This window comes from Nicoliella sp. ESL1106 (assembly GCF_058509965.1).
This window is the reverse complement of the sequence record NZ_CP196341.1, coordinates 49,859-65,545: the sequence shown is the minus strand read 5'-3', so window position 1 is coordinate 65,545 and position 15,687 is coordinate 49,859. Positions and strand designations below refer to the sequence as shown.

Annotated in this window: 18 protein-coding genes and 2 riboswitches; of the genes, 11 read left to right on the top strand and 7 right to left on the bottom strand. The window is 36.4% G+C overall.

All coding sequences use genetic code 11. The features are described from left to right. Positions 1–52 precede the first annotated feature (52 nt). The 3 genes from ACSVI6_RS07140 (at position 53) to ACSVI6_RS07130 (ending at position 1,740) form a co-directional block, all read left to right on the top strand. Positions 53–433: a hypothetical protein gene (locus ACSVI6_RS07140; protein WP_491717448.1), complete on the top strand. Its 381-nt coding sequence runs from the start codon at positions 53–55 to the stop codon at positions 431–433. Positions 434–545: 112 nt separating this feature from the next. Next, positions 546–1,208 carry a nitroreductase gene (locus ACSVI6_RS07135; RefSeq protein WP_491720987.1) on the top strand — a complete coding sequence of 221 codons (663 nt, stop codon included), beginning with the start codon at positions 546–548 and terminating at the stop codon, positions 1,206–1,208. A gap of 19 nt (positions 1,209–1,227) precedes the next feature. Then, the gene (locus ACSVI6_RS07130) at positions 1,228–1,740 is read left to right on the top strand and encodes a type 1 glutamine amidotransferase domain-containing protein (RefSeq protein ID WP_491720358.1); all 513 of its coding nucleotides are present in this window, start codon (positions 1,228–1,230) and stop codon (positions 1,738–1,740) included. Positions 1,741–1,807: 67 nt separating this feature from the next. On the opposite strand, the gene ACSVI6_RS07125 is transcribed toward ACSVI6_RS07130, so the two are convergent. The 3 genes from ACSVI6_RS07125 to ACSVI6_RS07115 all read right to left on the bottom strand — a co-directional run bounded on the left by ACSVI6_RS07125 (position 1,808) and on the right by ACSVI6_RS07115 (position 3,815). Next, positions 1,808–2,392: an ECF transporter S component gene (locus ACSVI6_RS07125; protein WP_491717445.1), complete on the bottom strand. Its 585-nt coding sequence runs from the start codon at positions 2,390–2,392 to the stop codon at positions 1,808–1,810. Then, the gene (locus tag ACSVI6_RS07120) at positions 2,389–3,093 is read right to left on the bottom strand and encodes a TenA family protein (protein WP_491717444.1); all 705 of its coding nucleotides are present in this window, start codon (positions 3,091–3,093) and stop codon (positions 2,389–2,391) included. The genes ACSVI6_RS07125 and ACSVI6_RS07120 overlap by 4 nt, the downstream gene beginning before the upstream one ends. Positions 3,094–3,252: 159 nt before the next feature. After that, positions 3,253–3,347: riboswitch (TPP riboswitch) on the bottom strand. Between the two features lie 57 nt (positions 3,348–3,404). Further along, on the bottom strand, positions 3,405–3,815 hold the full coding sequence (locus tag ACSVI6_RS07115; protein WP_491720986.1) for a hypothetical protein: 411 nt from the start codon (positions 3,813–3,815) through the stop codon (positions 3,405–3,407). A gap of 207 nt (positions 3,816–4,022) precedes the next feature. Between ACSVI6_RS07115 and ACSVI6_RS07110 the strand changes: the two genes are divergently transcribed. Then, entirely contained in the window at positions 4,023–4,967 is a 945-nt protein-coding gene (locus ACSVI6_RS07110; RefSeq protein ID WP_491717442.1) for a phosphoglycerate dehydrogenase, read from the top strand. Positions 4,968–5,056: 89 nt separating this feature from the next. On the opposite strand, the gene spxB is transcribed toward ACSVI6_RS07110, so the two are convergent. Continuing rightward, positions 5,057–6,877, bottom strand: a complete 1,821-nt coding sequence (gene spxB, locus ACSVI6_RS07105) for a pyruvate oxidase (protein WP_491720985.1) — start codon at positions 6,875–6,877, stop codon at positions 5,057–5,059. 131 nt (positions 6,878–7,008) lie between these two features. Here spxB and ACSVI6_RS07100 point away from each other — a divergent pair, with 131 nt between their 5' ends. After that, positions 7,009–7,650, top strand: a complete 642-nt coding sequence (locus tag ACSVI6_RS07100) for an HAD family hydrolase (protein ID WP_491717440.1) — start codon at positions 7,009–7,011, stop codon at positions 7,648–7,650. A 160-nt stretch (positions 7,651–7,810) separates the two neighbouring features. On the opposite strand, the gene ACSVI6_RS07095 is transcribed toward ACSVI6_RS07100, so the two are convergent. Beyond that, complete coding sequence (locus tag ACSVI6_RS07095; RefSeq protein ID WP_491720362.1) at positions 7,811–8,269, bottom strand: hypothetical protein; 459 nt, start codon at positions 8,267–8,269, stop codon at positions 7,811–7,813. Between the two features lie 99 nt (positions 8,270–8,368). Between ACSVI6_RS07095 and ACSVI6_RS07090 the strand changes: the two genes are divergently transcribed. The 4 genes from ACSVI6_RS07090 (at position 8,369) to tenA (ending at position 11,925) form a co-directional block, all read left to right on the top strand. Further along, the gene (locus ACSVI6_RS07090; RefSeq protein ID WP_491717438.1) at positions 8,369–8,782 is read left to right on the top strand and encodes an acyl-CoA thioesterase; all 414 of its coding nucleotides are present in this window, start codon (positions 8,369–8,371) and stop codon (positions 8,780–8,782) included. 15 nt (positions 8,783–8,797) lie between these two features. Beyond that, positions 8,798–9,721, top strand: coding sequence for a lysylphosphatidylglycerol synthase domain-containing protein (locus ACSVI6_RS07085; protein ID WP_491721154.1), 924 nt, complete (start codon positions 8,798–8,800; stop codon positions 9,719–9,721). A 78-nt stretch (positions 9,722–9,799) separates the two neighbouring features. Further along, positions 9,800–9,895: riboswitch (TPP riboswitch) on the top strand. Between the two features lie 84 nt (positions 9,896–9,979). After that, entirely contained in the window at positions 9,980–11,257 is a 1,278-nt protein-coding gene (locus ACSVI6_RS07080) for an acetylornithine deacetylase (RefSeq protein WP_491720984.1), read from the top strand. Beyond that, the gene (tenA, locus tag ACSVI6_RS07075) at positions 11,257–11,925 is read left to right on the top strand and encodes a thiaminase II (protein WP_491720983.1); all 669 of its coding nucleotides are present in this window, start codon (positions 11,257–11,259) and stop codon (positions 11,923–11,925) included. Before ACSVI6_RS07080 ends, tenA begins: the two co-directional genes overlap by 1 nt. A gap of 40 nt (positions 11,926–11,965) precedes the next feature. On the opposite strand, the gene ACSVI6_RS07070 is transcribed toward tenA, so the two are convergent. Continuing rightward, positions 11,966–12,529: a hypothetical protein gene (locus ACSVI6_RS07070; protein WP_491717435.1), complete on the bottom strand. Its 564-nt coding sequence runs from the start codon at positions 12,527–12,529 to the stop codon at positions 11,966–11,968. 168 nt (positions 12,530–12,697) lie between these two features. On the opposite strand from ACSVI6_RS07070, the gene ACSVI6_RS07065 reads away from it, so the two are divergent. Further along, positions 12,698–13,369 carry a DUF6198 family protein gene (locus ACSVI6_RS07065; protein ID WP_491720366.1) on the top strand — a complete coding sequence of 224 codons (672 nt, stop codon included), beginning with the start codon at positions 12,698–12,700 and terminating at the stop codon, positions 13,367–13,369. Between the two features lie 27 nt (positions 13,370–13,396). Here ACSVI6_RS07065 and ACSVI6_RS07060 read toward each other — a convergent pair whose 3' ends face one another. Then, positions 13,397–13,909, bottom strand: a complete 513-nt coding sequence (locus ACSVI6_RS07060; protein ID WP_491720982.1) for a hypothetical protein — start codon at positions 13,907–13,909, stop codon at positions 13,397–13,399. 173 nt (positions 13,910–14,082) lie between these two features. Between ACSVI6_RS07060 and ACSVI6_RS07055 the strand changes: the two genes are divergently transcribed. Further along, on the top strand, positions 14,083–15,669 hold the full coding sequence (locus ACSVI6_RS07055; protein WP_491720981.1) for a hypothetical protein: 1,587 nt from the start codon (positions 14,083–14,085) through the stop codon (positions 15,667–15,669). The last annotated feature ends 18 nt before the right edge of the window (positions 15,670–15,687 follow it).

Sequence of the window (15,687 nt, the reverse complement as noted above, 5' to 3'; positions counted from 1 at the left end):
TATTTTGGTTTAAAATATTATATTATAGACTTAAATGTCAGGAGTGATAGCTGTGATTCAATGGTACGTGAAGCCATTCAGTGAATTAACGTTAGCAGAAAACCAATCAATTCAAAATTTTATTGCTGTCAATGGTAATAATCTTGTTGATCGTAAAGCATACCATGTGTGGGCATGTGTTAATGGCCAAATGATTTCATATGTTCGGATCTATGATCTAGAGGGTGATTTAACATTCGATCGTTTACGGTTTAACAATTTAGTTGACCCTGAACGATTAGTTTATCGAGTCCTGGAAGTTGGGAGTCGGTTTTTTGATTGTCAATTTGCCAAAGTGGCAAAACCCTTTGATGAAAATCTGCTTAGTGTTTATGATCGAATTGGTTTTAAGGAACAAGATAATGGTTGGTTGAAGATGAGTTATTATCATTAATTTGATTGAAATTGATTTCGATTATTTTCTTCTATAATATAAATAAGCAAATCTTTTGAATTTGGGTTTTTGATGTGTTACTTTTTAGTAGTAAATTAAAGGAGGGATGAAATTGGTTGACGCAAAACAGGCGATTTTAAATCGTCGTGCGGTGAGGGCATTTAAGTCAACGCCACTTAGTGATGAACAATTGACGGAGATTGTTAAAGTGGCGCAAAAAGCACCTTCTTGGATTGATTCTCAACCTGGTCGGGTAGTGATTGCGACTGGTGATAAATTAGAAGCAATGCGTAAACGGCATCAGGAATTGAATGCTGATCCGAACGTTCACACTAACTCCGATGTTCCATTTATCCCGATTGCTGAGTGGGATGAAGAATCCCAATTCAATATGACCACTCGGGGAGCGACTGGACCTAAGATCTTTGGTCCAGATAAGTGGAATCAAATGAAGAGTAGCCAATCTGCATTGCTATTCAATGCCCAAGCTGTTGCCTATTTAACGTTGCCTAAACATTACACACCATGGTCATTATATGACTTAGGTGCGTTTGGTGAAGCGATAATGGTTGCTGCTCAAGCACTTGGGATTGATTCCATCCCTGCCTTTGAATTTATTAAATATCCAGACCTTTTACGCGAAGCATTATCGGTTTCAGATGAGCGTGATTTTATTATTGGGATTGGCCTTGGCTATGCCGATGATAATGCCCCCATCAATCGGATCAATGCTCCGCGGATGGATTTAGATCACGTACTAAAAATTATTAAATAATATTTAGGAGGATTTAGTTATGAGTAAAGTTGCTGCAATTGTTACAAGTATGTATGAAGATGTTGAATTAACATCCCCTAAGAAAGCCTTAGAAGATGCTGGTAACCAAGTTGATATTGTTGAAAATGAAGCAAATGGAACCATTGAAGGTAAGCATGGCGACAAGCAAAACGTTGATAAATCAATTGACGATGCCAAAGTCGAAGATTACGATGCATTACTAGTTCCTGGTGGTTTCTCACCTGATCAACTTCGTGCAGATGACCGTTACGTTAATTTTGCTAAAAAGTTCTTATTGAGTGGCAAGCCAGTATTTGCGATTTGCCATGGTCCACAATTATTCATTCAAACGGGCTTAGTAAGTGAATTAACATTGACTGCATATGTAACTGTTATGCCTGATTTATACTATGCAGGTGGTAACGTTAAGGATGAACCCGTAGTGGTTGATGAAAAGCATAACTTAATTACTAGTCGGACTCCAGATGATTTAGATTACTTCAATAAAGCAATTGTGGATGCCTTAAAGTAATTGATAATTTAAAATCAAAATGACTGATCAGGATAAGTCCTGGTCAGTCATTTTTTAATTGATATAATTAATTGTTTGTTTTAACATCTGATTTTTCAAAAACGCGGTCAAATTGCATCGTAATCAATTTAACTAAGACGCCATCTAATAGGAGGCTTGAAATTGTAGAAACGATAAAAATGGCAATGACCATTGCTGGTTTGTAGCTACTGTATCCTGAAGTGAATAGCATGTATATAAATGCGATAAAGTTTGCGCCAAATGCACCTAATAAGCAACTAGTCCAAGAAAATCGTTGGTAGTTATGTGGGAAGAAACCAAATTCATTCCCAAGTCCTTGAATCAATCCGAAGAAGATCGTGAGCGCTCCCCATTGCCCCCCAAGAAACATTTCAAATGTAGCAGCAATGGTTTCCCCGATGATACCAGCTCCCATGACAGGTACGAAATACATACTTAGTGGGGCAGCAATGAACCAAAGCCCTGTGAAAATACTGTCAACAAAGGGGCTTAATCCAACTGGCGTCAATGCCACTTTGGCGAAGTTATAGAGGGAGTTAACACCGTAGGCATAGATAGTCCCACAGATAATCCCGACGAGTGTTACGATAATAATTTGTTGTAAATTCCAGTGTGGAGTTCTTAATTTCATAGTAAGTTACCTCGACATTGGTTTTCTAATACGTTTTTGTTCCAATCAGCCCAAGTGGTTTGCTTGAATGAAGCATCAAAGAAGTACCATTCGAACATACAGCTTCTTAAGAAGCTTTCCTTGATTTCAGCTAACTTTTCTGGGGAGCATTTTTCAGCTTCACGGTCCATGACTGCTAAGAAACCATCTGATACTTGTTGATAATCATCACCTTCAAGACAGTCTAGCCAACCATGGAAGGGGTTGTCCTTAGTCACTTTGTTCGTACTAGCAAGGTACTTGATCAATTCTACATATACCCAGACCCCAGCTTCAAATGGTGCCAAAATTTCAATGGCATTTCTAGTTTTGATTGGGTCTAAAAGGTGGTGGGTGTATAGGTATGTGACTGGTTCCATCTTAGCAGTTTTGATGGTGTCCCAATCTTCATCGGTCATCCCTTCGAAAACGTCTTCATCGATTCCCAAGTGATCACTCAATAACTTGGCAAAATCTTTTTGATCGGTGAATTGATCGCTATAGATAATTAAGTATGCTTGGACGATCGTTTCAGTGTTACCATACTGAAGATCTTGAGAAACATAGTAATCCAATGCCTTTGGATCTAGATTGTTATCCAATACTCCTTGGATAAAATCACACTTTTTGATTGATTCTAGAAATGGTTGTGCTTCTTTGATTAATTCTTGTGAAAATGACATTTTATCAAACTCCCTACATTAATTGATTGTGTTTAACTGACGTTTGAAAATACTATTTTTATTAAATCAAAAAGGACCACTCCTATTCTTTTAATAGTTTGCGGTCCCTAGTCTTTTTAGTAGTAATAAAAATAGTATCTAACACGATCAATCGTGTAGACAATGACTAAGCGGTCTCCCTTCGTCAGTACTAACTGCATCAGGTTCCATGAGTACTTCTCAGCCGAATTTAATCAGCGCCCCAGACCACATATTTAATTTACGAGTTAATGATATTATTAAATGATACGAATGTCAAGATACTTTTTATTTTATAAGTGAACGGAATCAGTTTCATCCAAGTATTCTTCAACCATATCGTCGATGATTTTGAAAATGATTTCCTTATCTTGAACACTAACTGGAACGATGCGGATATTTTGCACATCATCCTTAGTAATTGATTCCAGGTTAATTGGTTGGTTTTCACTTTCTAAAACGACTTTATATAGTGCTGCTTGATCTTGTGATTTAAATTTTAATGATAAATTGATTTGTTTAAATAGTTTAATTAAATAGTCTGCCGTAGCATAGTGATCATTGATGATATCAACGTAGTTAGTATTCAAAACACCGTGATGATCTGTTTGAAAGTAATTAGCGTAAGCTAAGGCTTCCTTGATATATTCACTTGGTAGCGTGTTATTAGTCAAGTTTGTCTTTAATTGTGTATATTGACTCATAATATTACCTCCCTTTTATTCTATGTATGCTATATGCTAAATTATTTATCCAGTATAGCTCATTCAATTTTAAAATTCAAACATTAAGACGGTTTAAGTTTAAAATTGGTTCGGTCTAATTTGAAATGTGGTTGCATGAAATTGTTTATCGCTGTACTTTTAAACGGTGACTGGATTATACTTTAAACATATGAAAGGATGATTGAAATGACTAAAAAAATATTGATTACACCAGCAATTAATCGTTTTGTGGGTCAAGAAATTAAGGATAAGGGTTTCGAACCAGTCGTTGTTGATGGTCAAGATGCTCAGTTGATTTTAGATAAAGCTAGCGATGTTGATGGAATTATTTTAATGGCAGATCCGTTTCCGAATTCGATGTTCGCTAAAATGCCGAATTTAAAAGTTTTAGCTCGACAAGGCGTGGGGTATGATAATGTTGATGCTAAGTTTGCTGCTGAAAACGGGGTTTGGGTTTCAAATACCCCTGGTGGAAATGCAGTGGAAGTGGCTGAAAATGCGATTGCCGATATGCTAATTTTATCTAAGCATTTATTTACGATCTCCACTAAAATGCGTGAGGGTGATAGCTCTTATGGCGAAAAGCAGATGGCAACACAAATTAGTGGTAAAACCCTTGGGATCGTTGGTTACGGTCATATCGGTCAACAAGTTGCTAAGATGGCAGCTGGATTTGGGATGGACGTATTAATTTATAATCGGACGCCACGGGAAACTAAGTACGGTAAAATGGTTGCTTGGGATGAATTGTTCAAGCAGTCTGACTTTGTGTCACTTCACTTACCAGCAGTTCAGGGAACGATCGGGAGTGTTGCAAAGAAAGAATTTGACATGATGAAAGATTCAGCATACCTAGTTAACCTAGGGCGGGGGCCTTTGACTAACGAGAATGATATGGTCGATGCGCTTAAAAACCATCACATTGCTGGCGCTGCATTGGATGTTTTTGATAAGGAACCATTGCCAATGGATAGTCCCATCCGTCAATTAGACAATGTTTTTATTACACCACATTGTAGTGGGAACTCCGTTGAAGCTTGGAATGAAATGGCCCATGCAGCCTTGAACAATATTTTGAACGTATTTGCCGGTAAGCAACCAAATACACCAGTGAATGAAGTTAAAGATTAAATATATACAACAAAAGAGCTCTATGACGAATGATTATCGTCATAGAGCTCTTTTAAATTGCTATTAATTGTTCAAGAAAATAGCAAGAATTATAGTTCAACGTTAAATTCATCAAAGAATTCGGGTAATGTCTTAAGATTATCGCCATTGTAACGTTTGAATAATTCCTTTGGTGTATAGTGAACATCCGCAGGTTTATCGTCAAGGTACTTAGGACTAACGGATTCATCTAATTTACCATTAACGATGCTTAATTGAAGATCTTCAACTGGAAGGCCTCTTTGATTGCCAATTTCGACATCAACTAAAAATGGCTTGCCAGCCTTAACTGTGGCAGCTGCTTTTTCAAAAGCTGGTTTTAATTCAGAGACCTTAGTAACGGTTACTGCATCAATCCCAAATCCTGCTGCGACCTTTGCGAAGTCAATTGGTTCCAGATCCAATCCAAAGATTTGCATTGGGGCATCTTCTTGTTCCCCTTCAATAAAGCTGAGGTCATTGTTGGAGGTAACCACATTGATTACTGGAACCTTGTATTTTACAATGGTGGCAAGGTCTTGAAGCACCATTGCTAGGGCTCCATCACCAGCAATATTCCAAGATTGTCTATCTGGATATTCACGTTTAGCAGCGATTGCACCAGGGAGCCCACTTCCCATCGTTGCAAAGAGGGCAGAAATCACCCACTTGTTTTGCTTAGTAAGGTCGAGGTATCTAAAGGTATTGATAATGTTATCCCCAACATCAATTGAGAAGGAAGCATTATCATCTGCCACTTCATTGATCGCCTTATACATCTGGCCTGGTAATAATGGCGATGCATCTGAATTTTTCATGATTTCTAGATATTCTTTCCAATTCTGCATGTCAGCGACAGCAGCCTTAAAGTAGTTCGTGTTAGCGACCTTAGTGCTTCTTTCAATTGCTTTTTCAATAAATTGGGTTGCATCTGACCAGATACCAAGGTCTAAGGTATGATGACGCCCTAACATACTACGATCGTTGTCAACTTGTACATAGGTAAATGGATGGCTAGCGTAGTAGGTGTTGGCAAATGGGAAGTCACCACCAATTGCGATCACAAGGTCTGCAACTGACATAATTTCATCTGCAGCCTTGGAGGCAGCACGGTTAGCAGTTCCTAATAGGCCTTCGTAGTCTCTAGGAACCAATCCACTTGCTAATCCATCGATGATAATTGGAATTTGTAATTTTTTGGAAAGCTCAACTAACTTTTCGCCGCCATCCTTGATTCCACGACCAGCGTGGAAGACAGGACGTTTAGCTGATTTAACTAACGTCAAGAATTTGTCGACTTCTGAATCGGTTGCTTCAGGTTCTGGAGCAACCTTTTCATCACTTAAACTCGCTGAGGAGTACTTCTTTTCTGGAATCTGTTCATAACCAAAGTTATTAGGAATAACAACCACGGCCACACCATTGTTTTTATAAGCGGATTTGATTGCTTCATCGACCACGTGGGGGAGACTTTCGGGCGTCATCACAATTCGGTCATAGCATGCCACATCCCTAAAAACAGGGGTTTCAGGCATTTCTTGGAAGTAGTCATAGTTCATATTCGTATTAGGAACTTGTCCGACTAGCGCTAAAACGGGAGCATGATCAGCCTTCGCATCGTAAAGTCCGTTCAACAGGTTAACTGCACCAGGACCAGCTGAGCCAAATGCGACCCCAATCTTACCAGTCAATTTAGCATGGGCTGCGGCAGTAAGTGCTGCTACCTGCTCGTGGCGAACTTGAATGAAGTTAATATTTTTTTGTTCAATTTGTAATCCATCTAGTAATGAATTAATTGAACCACCAGGGTATCCATAAACGTCCTTTACGCCCCATGATTCGAGGACCTTTAAAAGGGCCACACTGGCCTTGATCGTTTTTTTATTTTCCATTAGATAATCCTCCTGATCCGAAATATAGTACAAAATTTTGATATACGTTCATTTTACCACTTTTCAATTTTTTATCATGTTATAACACCTTTTGATTTGTTATAGTATAATAACTAACGGGGTGATTTATGATGAAGTATAAAGCAGTAGTTTTTGATGTAGATGGGACTTTAATTGATAGTTTTCCACGCTATGCAGCAATTATGAAACTGATTACGCCTAAGTATGGAATTAAAGATATATCCGATGCTGAACTGCATGCGACGTTCCCATTAACTGCGGTCCAGACAATCGATTATCTGGGGATTCCCAGTCGATTTAGTAACCAAATGGCAATTGACTATACGATCGCAGCAGCTCAATTGAACCAAAAACCTGTTTTATATCCAGGGTTTGATGAATTTTTCCAACGGCTACAAGATAGTTATCCCGATGTGGCATTGGGAATCGTCACTTCTGGAAGTAATGAAGATATGCAAAGTTTAAAGGATCATTTTGCTTTTATGAAACAGGTATGGGTAATTGTGACATCCGATCGGTTACCTTATCATAAGCCTGCTCCAGAACCATTGTTATTTGCAATCGATCAAATGGGGGTTAGTCGCAACGAAACGTTGTATATTGGTGATTCTTTTACTGACGAGGGATGTGCTAAGAACGCACGGGTTGATTTTGGCTTAGCTGGTTGGGGAGATATTGATCAAGAGCTAAGAAATGGTTATGCAAAGTACGATTTTAAAACTCCTCAAGAAATTTTGAAATATTTTTCCTGAAATGGTTGTAATTAAGACTCACTTCTGATAATATTATTAAGTATTCTTTTGAGTCGGTAGCTCAAGCAGAGCACTCGGTCCTTTTCCGAGAAGATGTTAGTTCAATCCTGGCCCGACTCATAATAAAAGCTGAGACAATTTGTCTCAGCTTTTTTCGTATTTAATTATTATTGTGATACTGTTCCAATAATCTTTTGACCTGGGTCTGGACTAATTTAGCGTCATTGCCAGAAACTTTATGTAATGTGATTTCATGGTTAGCGACCAGGTCTTGAATCTCATCATCATTGAGGGGCTTTTCATCATCACCGAGGGTAATCGAGTATAGTTGATTGCTTTTGGCACTGTCGTTAATTTTATCACGGAGCTGATCAATGATACTGAGTAAGAAATCATCATTATCAAATTGGTTAGCGATCAATTTAAGTCGTTCGCTACTGGTCGGTCCATTACTGTAACGATTATTTAGATCATCATATACATTTTGATCAACTTGATTGGATGCCCATTCCAATTGATTAATAAAATTAAGCGCGTTATCAATATATTTAGAAGCGGTAATTGAATCCATTGCTGTAAAGTCAGCATTAACTTGAAAATTGGGTCTTGGCTCATTCATTGTAAGGACTCCCTTATTGCAATTTAATTTAATTATATCAAGAAATAGCTGGTTTATGATAAAATTACTATGGAATAATTTAGAGAAGAGGATATTAAAATGGTTAATCCATATTTTCATAAGGTACAATACTATGAAACTGATAAAATGAAAATTACTAGTCATACGAATTACATTCGGTTCATGGAAGAAGCGCGTAGTGATTTTTTGGAACAAATTGGGTGGGCCTATGATCAATTTGAAGCTAATCAAATTATATCGCCAGTGTCTAAGGTCGTTGCGGATTATAAAAAGACGACTACCTTTCCTGATGTAATTAAGATTGAGACCCGTGTTGCCAAGGTCAGTAAGCATCGGTTGATATTAAGTTATCTAATGACGGTCAAGGACCAGCTAGTTTGCCGGGCTAGTAGCGAGCACTGCTTTTTAGACATAGATGGTAAGATTATCAACATTCAAAAGCAATTACCCGACTTTTATACTAGGTTAACAGAATTGGTTAATGATAACTAGAAAGTGGTGAGTTAGATTAAAATTATTGATAAGATTGCAGATGCTTTTTCTAGTTACTCTAACGTTATTAAACGGATTTATGTAGTATTAATTTTAGTTTTTGTGGTTTATTCGATCCATTCCATTTTTGAACAAATTTCTTGGCATAAGTTAGTGCATGCTAGTCATTTACTTTCAATCGGCAGTTTAGCTGCATTGATAATCTTAGGAGCTCTTTCGATCGTTCCAATGATGATTTATGATTTTACTTATACTCGCAAGGTCAAAATGGATATTTCAATGCCAGAATTGATCACAAGTAGTTATGTAATCAATACGTTCACAAACATCGGGGGATCTGGTGGATTGGTCGGGGCGAGCCTTAGGATCTTTTTATTCGGCAGCGTTCAGGAAAATAATAAAGAGACTGCTAAGATCGTTACTCAAATCGCCTTGTTCACGATGACGGGCTTAGTCGTTAATGATATTCTTGCAATACTGCTTAACATTGATCGCTTTGGAATGGAACCACTTTGGATTAAGGCAGTGTGCCTATTGTTCCCGCTTTATTTATTAGTTCCGTTCATTGCCAAAAACGATACATTGAATCGTCGTGATCTATTCCACCTCTTGATTGGCTCAACTTTGGAGTGGGTGTGTTGTTTAGCATTCTTTTTGAGTATCGGTTACTTCATGCACATTCATTTTGATGTACGAGCAGCTTACTTAGGGCTAGTCTTTGCTGGAATTGTGGGAGCGATGTCATTAATTCCTGGTGGAATCGGTTCATTTGAAGTCGCATTAACATTTGGTTTACAAAGAGCGGGGATTTCAACTGATATTATTGTAATTTGGGCCTTGATCTATCGGATCTGTTATTACTTCATCCCGTTTTTAATTGGAATGGTCATGTTGATATTTAAATACTTGAGTAGAAATCGCAACAAACTGATCAATTAGGGTGTCATTTTGATTTGATATTTTAGTTTGATTAAAAAGCAGCTTTAATTTATAATTAAGGCGTTAAAATTAAAAATAAACTGTCACTAGGGGAGCTATTTGGCTGAGAATTAATTTGACCCTTTGAACTTGAATCTGGTTAGCACCAGCGCAAGGAAGTGGCCCTTTGAAATTAGCTAATGGTTTGCGAATTTAGGGGGGATGCTTCTGTTTGAAGTATCTCCTTTTTATTATAGTGACAAATAGGGAGCTATTTTAATGGTAAATGATATTAAGACGTTGATTAACGATGTTGATCAAAATAAAGATCAGTTATTAGCAATATTAAGTAAGCTAGTGGCATTTCCCACTCCCGCTCCACCGGGCAGAAACTCAGATGATGCTCAGGCATTTGTTAGGGACTTTCTTGAACAAAATGGGTTTAATGTTGATCAATGGGATCTTTATCCCCATGATTCAATTGTTGTTGGGACGAAACCAGGATCTGATCAATACCAAAGTTTGATTTTAAATGGGCATATGGATGTAGCCTCGATTCAATCGGATGAAAAATGGCATTCAGATCCGTTCAAGATGGTCATTAAGGATGATATAGTCATCGGTCGCGGGGTAGCAGATATGAAGGGTGCCCTTGCTGCAATGCTGATGGCAATTCAATTGTTGAATAAGTCTGGATTAGAGCTACCTGGTGAATTAAAATTCGAATCAGTTATTGGTGAAGAAAGTGGTGAAGCCGGAACTTGGGATGCAATCAAACATGGTCATAAAGCTGATTTTGCGATCGTCGGTGATATTAGTGATTTTCATATTCAAGGCCAAGGCGGAGTAATTACTGGTTGGATTACGATCAAAAGTGATCAAACGTTTCATGATGCTACTAGACGCCAGATGATGAATGCTGGTGGAAAGCTACGGGCTGCTAGCGCAATTGAAAAGATGGCAAAGGTAATTTCTGGTCTCAACGAGTTAGAAAGAGATTGGGCGGTCAATAAAAGTTATCCTGGAGTAGAACCTGGTTCTGATACGATTAATCCTGCTGTAATTGAAGGGGGTCGCAATGCCGCTTTTATTGCAGATGAATGTAGACTGTGGGTAACGGTTCATTTTTATCCAAATGAGGACTATCGAGATGTAATAAGAGAAGTTGAAGATCACATTGATCAAGTTGCCAAGGCAGACCTTTGGATGAAGGATCACATGCCCATTTATAAGTGGGGTGGCAAGTCAATGGTCGAAGAGCGTGGGGAAGTCTTTCCAGCCCTTGATCTTGATGCGAAATCAAAACCAGTTGAATTACTAAGAGATGCTCACTATCAAGTAACGAACGAACGACCAATAGTCGACGTTTCGCCAAGTGTTACTGATGGGGGATGGTTCGGTCATGCTAATATTCCAGCTGCTATTTATGGACCAGGCACGATTGATGAAGCTCATTCTGTAGATGAATCACTAGAAATTGATGATTTAGTTCAATATACCAAAGTTTTACTTCAATTTATTTATGAATGGTTAAATACCAAAAAGGAGTCCAATTAATGAAATTTAGTGAACGGTTAGTAACAGAATTAAAACCTGTTTGGGAAGCCAATCATAACCATCCATTCGTAAAAGAACTAGCGGATGGAACATTACCAGTTGATAAGTTTAAATTTTATATGATTCAAGATTACATTTATTTAATTGATTATGCGAAGCTGTTTGCCCTAGGAGCGCTCAAAGCTTCTGATTTAAAAGTAGAGGGAAAGTTTGCTGAGTTGCTCAGTTCTACTTTGAACACCGAAATGGGTTTGCATCGTAAATACGCTAGTGAATTTGGCATCAGCGAAGCAGAGTTAGAAAATGCTCAACCGACTCCTGTAACTTTAAGTTATACAAATTATATGCTATCAGTTGGCCAAAGTGGGGGCTTAGATAAGGTCTTAGTTGCATTGTTACCATGTATGTGGAGTTATAATTTAATTGGCAAGCAGCTATTGAATACACCAGCAGCCAGCCATCCACTGTATTCGAATTGGGTATCAATGTATAGCGATGATGAGTACACGAACTTAACTAATTGGACGATTTCCTTATTAGATGAATTGGCATCTGGTAAGTCTAAGTCTGAATTATCAGAACTGAGCCAAATTTTTCTAAATACGACTCGTTATGAATATTTATTTTGGGACATGGCTTATTATCAACGCAATTGGCCAATGGCTTAATAAAAAAACGACTTTGATTAACTGCAAAGTCGTTTTTTTATTAGTGTTTATCTTTTCGCTCTTGATTATCATTTAGATGGGTTTCTAACCAGTCAATGACTTCATGGTTATTTTTATGAATTAAATCTTGGACTTCACCCCGATTTAAATGTTTGTGTTCCCTTATAAAATGATCGGTCTTATCAATTAATTCATTACTTTCGACTGGATGTGCAAATACATAATCGAACCAAGCCCAAAGGCTAAGGTATGCGATGATTGAAAATACGGCAACCAATGCATGGTTATTATTAATAACCGTTTCTAATGTATAGATTGTACCAATTACCAATAGGATCATTTTAACGTTACGTGTTTTTAAAACTACTGTAATATAACGATGCGCAAATCGGTATGTAAGTAACCAAGTTAAAATCCAAATGATATTGATCACTAATAAATCAATTACTGCCCATAACCCAGGTAGTGATGCGGACTTGCTATTAACTAATCCTGCAATTTTACTAATCAACATTGGCATTAGAATCATGATCTCGACTAGTAAACAAACAACAGTAATTATCTCTGCGCGCCCCTTGGGAATAAAACGTTTTTTATCTTTCATAATATAAGATACCCCTTTGATGTTATCATTTTTATTAAGAATAGCACAAATAATAAAATTGTCCACTTACCATTATTTTTATTATTTATAATTACTAATAAATAACTAATTATAAAATCATAAGATTAATTTCTGGTATAATTGTTACTTATAAATGGGGTGATTGAATTGAATCAAAATTATAATTCTTTTAAATTAAGAATGTTTGCATTGATCTTAGGACTTTTTGTTGATGCCTATGGGAATAGTCTGACGATTATGACTAATAATGGGAATGGAATCTGGACGGCGGTAGCAGTTGATTTTAATCAGTTGTTTGGGCTGTCAGTTGCATGGACGTTATTTATATTTGGAATCATTAATATTGTTTTGAATCAATTTTTAGTTAGGCGTATTGACTGGTGGCGAATCATTAGTGGCCTTATCTACATGGCCTTTTTCAGTTATTTTATTGATATTTTTAATAAATTTAACCTTGCCATGGGAATAACCAATTTGAATAAGTGGCTAAGCCTGTTAGTTTCAATTCTAGGAATTATTTTAATCGGGGCAGCGATTTCTGTATATCAACGTGCTAACATTCTCATGCATCCTAATGATGATACTACTAATATCTTACGATTTAAGTATTTTCACGGAAGTGCAATTAAAGCTCAGTTTGCAGATATGGGGTTTATTGCAATTATTATTTTCATATGTTCAGTTATTTTAAGAAGCATTGATTCAATCGGTATCATTACAATTATTGGATTCTTTCTTCTTGGCCCGATTATTCAATTTTCTGATAAATTGATTTTACCTAGGTTAAAACATAATTTTAGTAAAAATGATCAAATATAAAAGGAATGGATTTATCCATTCCTTTTATTATTTATTGAACCAATGTTGATAAGCAATTGCATTAATGAGAAGGTACAGTTCCATCCAGCTTAATTTATTTGCGTATTCTGGAAGTTCTTTATGCTCGATTAATTTTTTAACCGGTTCATCAATATTGTTAATATCATCAATAACTGCATTAGGAGTAAGTTGGTTATTGAAGTATTGCTGAATTGTTACATATTCTTTTAAGTTCGCTTTATTATCCTTGGGAGTGAGATGGAGTAGATCGGCACTTTGTAAATTTAAATCATCATCAAAGTTATTTAAAGCTGCTTGGTATTCCGAAATAAATTTATTATTTAAAACATTAAGATAATTTTCAATCCTTGATTGATCATCTTCACTAAAGGCATCCCGATTATCTTCTTTTGACCATAGTTCTAGAAAATGAGTGTATAGCAGAACGTCCTCATAATAATAATTTTTTGTTTCATTGTTTTTTTGAGCACTTTCGCTGAGTGATCTAATTTTATTTAAAGCGGTTTGATTTGAATTCAAATTAAAAATCCTTTCGTATTGTATTTAAGTTATGTAGACATATCATAGTTCAACTTGTTTTTATATTATCATATTTTATAAAAATGATTACTATATTTAGCCTTATTCTCAAAAATAAAAAAATAAAATTAGATAAATTACGAATATATATATTAACGGAGGTGTTAAACAATATGTTTAATAAAAATATAAATGAAAAAAAGAAATTACGAAAGGTAAAGAAGCGCTGGGTGGTATTTACTGTAGCATTAGCTTTTGCAACTACTTGTGGATATTCGATCAATTCAAACCAAACTGCTAATGCTGATTCTGCAAACACCCAAATTGATAATTCGATTGGAAACGCTAAAGATTTTGTGAATGCAATGAACAACGGTTCTCTAAAACAGATTAAGTTGTCAAACGATATCGATCTTAGCGAACTTAACTTAAATCAGCTTGTAAAAGACGGCTATGATGTATCTACTAAGACTAATCGAATTAGAATTCCAGGGCGTGAATTATTAATCGATTTAAATGGGCATCAGCTCAATTTTGGGATGCTTCAATTTAGAGTGAACCTAGAATCTGAAAATACCAATATTTCATTTTTTAATGGTAATTTGTTAGGAACGAATAAAAATGGATTGTTTAGCTTTGATATTATTATGGGGAATGAATTGCAAGTTCATTTAAATAATACTCAACTTTCTGGGACGCGGTTAGTTGAAAATGAAAATAATGAAGCTACATCCGAATCAACAGTTGCTGAATCATCAGCGTCTGCACCAAGCTCATCAAGCAGTGCGGCTGAATCGTCAGTATCAGAACCAATTGCATCGAGTAGTGCAGCTGAATCATCAGTGGCAGAACCAATTGCATCGAGTAGTGCAGCTGAATCATCAGTGGCAGAACCAATTGCATCGAGTAGTGCAGCTGAATCATCAGTGGCAGAACCAATTGCATCGAGTAGTGCAGTTGAGTCCTCAGTAGCAGAACCAATTGCATCGAGTAGTGCAGCTGAATCCTCAGTAGCAGAACCAATTGCATCGAGTAGTGCAGCTGAATCCTCAGTAGCAGAACCAATTGCATCGAGTAGTGCAGCTGAATCCTCAGTAGCAGAACCAATTGCATCGAGTAGTGCAGCTGAATCCTCAGTAGCAGAACCAATTGCATCGAGTAGTGCAGCTGAATCCTCAGTAGCAGAACCAATTGCATCGAGTAGTGTGGCAAAATCATCATTGATAACTAGCTCACATAGTAGTGCATCGAAATCTTTGACCCCAAATTATTTTTTAAATAATATTCAAAGCGACAGTAACACTGGATATAAAAATAGTTATGGAATAATCAATTCATCCGCAAACAAAAATGATCAATCAAATGCTTCAAAATACAATGAAGATCACTTCCAAAAAGATAATAACTTAGGAAGTGTTAATAATGCGGTTAATAATTCACAATCGATTGATAATGATTCAAAAAAGAAAACAGACATAAATAGTCAAAACACTAATCTAAAAAAATCAGAAATTAATAATGTTAAGAAAAATAAAAAAAGTAAGGACATTAAGTATTTTAAAATTAAACACTTAAAGACAGTCAAACTTTATAGTAATGCTAGTGGAAAGACGATTAATTTAAAAAATAGTAAGAAATTGAAAGCGAATAAAAAATATAAAATTTTGAAGCAACTAAAGAATCGAAATGGAAAGGTAGTTTATAAAACATCCTTAGGGTATTTGGTAACTAGTGCAAATAATTTAAGGCTAACTAGATAGGGATAAACTCCAGATAAA

Bases quoted from the DNA above. Each gene is read 5' to 3' on its own strand.
- ACSVI6_RS07130 (WP_491720358.1), top strand. From the start codon at position 1,228: ATGAGTAAAGTTGCTGCAATTGTTACAAGTATGTATGAAGATGTTGAA.
- ACSVI6_RS07125 (WP_491717445.1), bottom strand. From the start codon at position 2,392: ATGAAATTAAGAACTCCACACTGGAATTTACAACAAATTATTATCGTA.
- ACSVI6_RS07120 (WP_491717444.1), bottom strand. From the start codon at position 3,093: ATGTCATTTTCACAAGAATTAATCAAAGAAGCACAACCATTTCTAGAA.
- ACSVI6_RS07115 (WP_491720986.1), bottom strand. From the start codon at position 3,815: ATGAGTCAATATACACAATTAAAGACAAACTTGACTAATAACACGCTA.
- ACSVI6_RS07110 (WP_491717442.1), top strand. From the start codon at position 4,023: ATGACTAAAAAAATATTGATTACACCAGCAATTAATCGTTTTGTGGGT.
- spxB (WP_491720985.1), bottom strand. From the start codon at position 6,877: ATGGAAAATAAAAAAACGATCAAGGCCAGTGTGGCCCTTTTAAAGGTC.
- ACSVI6_RS07100 (WP_491717440.1), top strand. From the start codon at position 7,009: ATGAAGTATAAAGCAGTAGTTTTTGATGTAGATGGGACTTTAATTGAT.
- ACSVI6_RS07095 (WP_491720362.1), bottom strand. From the start codon at position 8,269: ATGAATGAGCCAAGACCCAATTTTCAAGTTAATGCTGACTTTACAGCA.
- ACSVI6_RS07090 (WP_491717438.1), top strand. From the start codon at position 8,369: ATGGTTAATCCATATTTTCATAAGGTACAATACTATGAAACTGATAAA.
- ACSVI6_RS07080 (WP_491720984.1), top strand. From the start codon at position 9,980: ATGGTAAATGATATTAAGACGTTGATTAACGATGTTGATCAAAATAAA.
- tenA (WP_491720983.1), top strand. From the start codon at position 11,257: ATGAAATTTAGTGAACGGTTAGTAACAGAATTAAAACCTGTTTGGGAA.
- ACSVI6_RS07070 (WP_491717435.1), bottom strand. From the start codon at position 12,529: ATGAAAGATAAAAAACGTTTTATTCCCAAGGGGCGCGCAGAGATAATT.
- ACSVI6_RS07055 (WP_491720981.1), top strand. From the start codon at position 14,083: ATGTTTAATAAAAATATAAATGAAAAAAAGAAATTACGAAAGGTAAAG.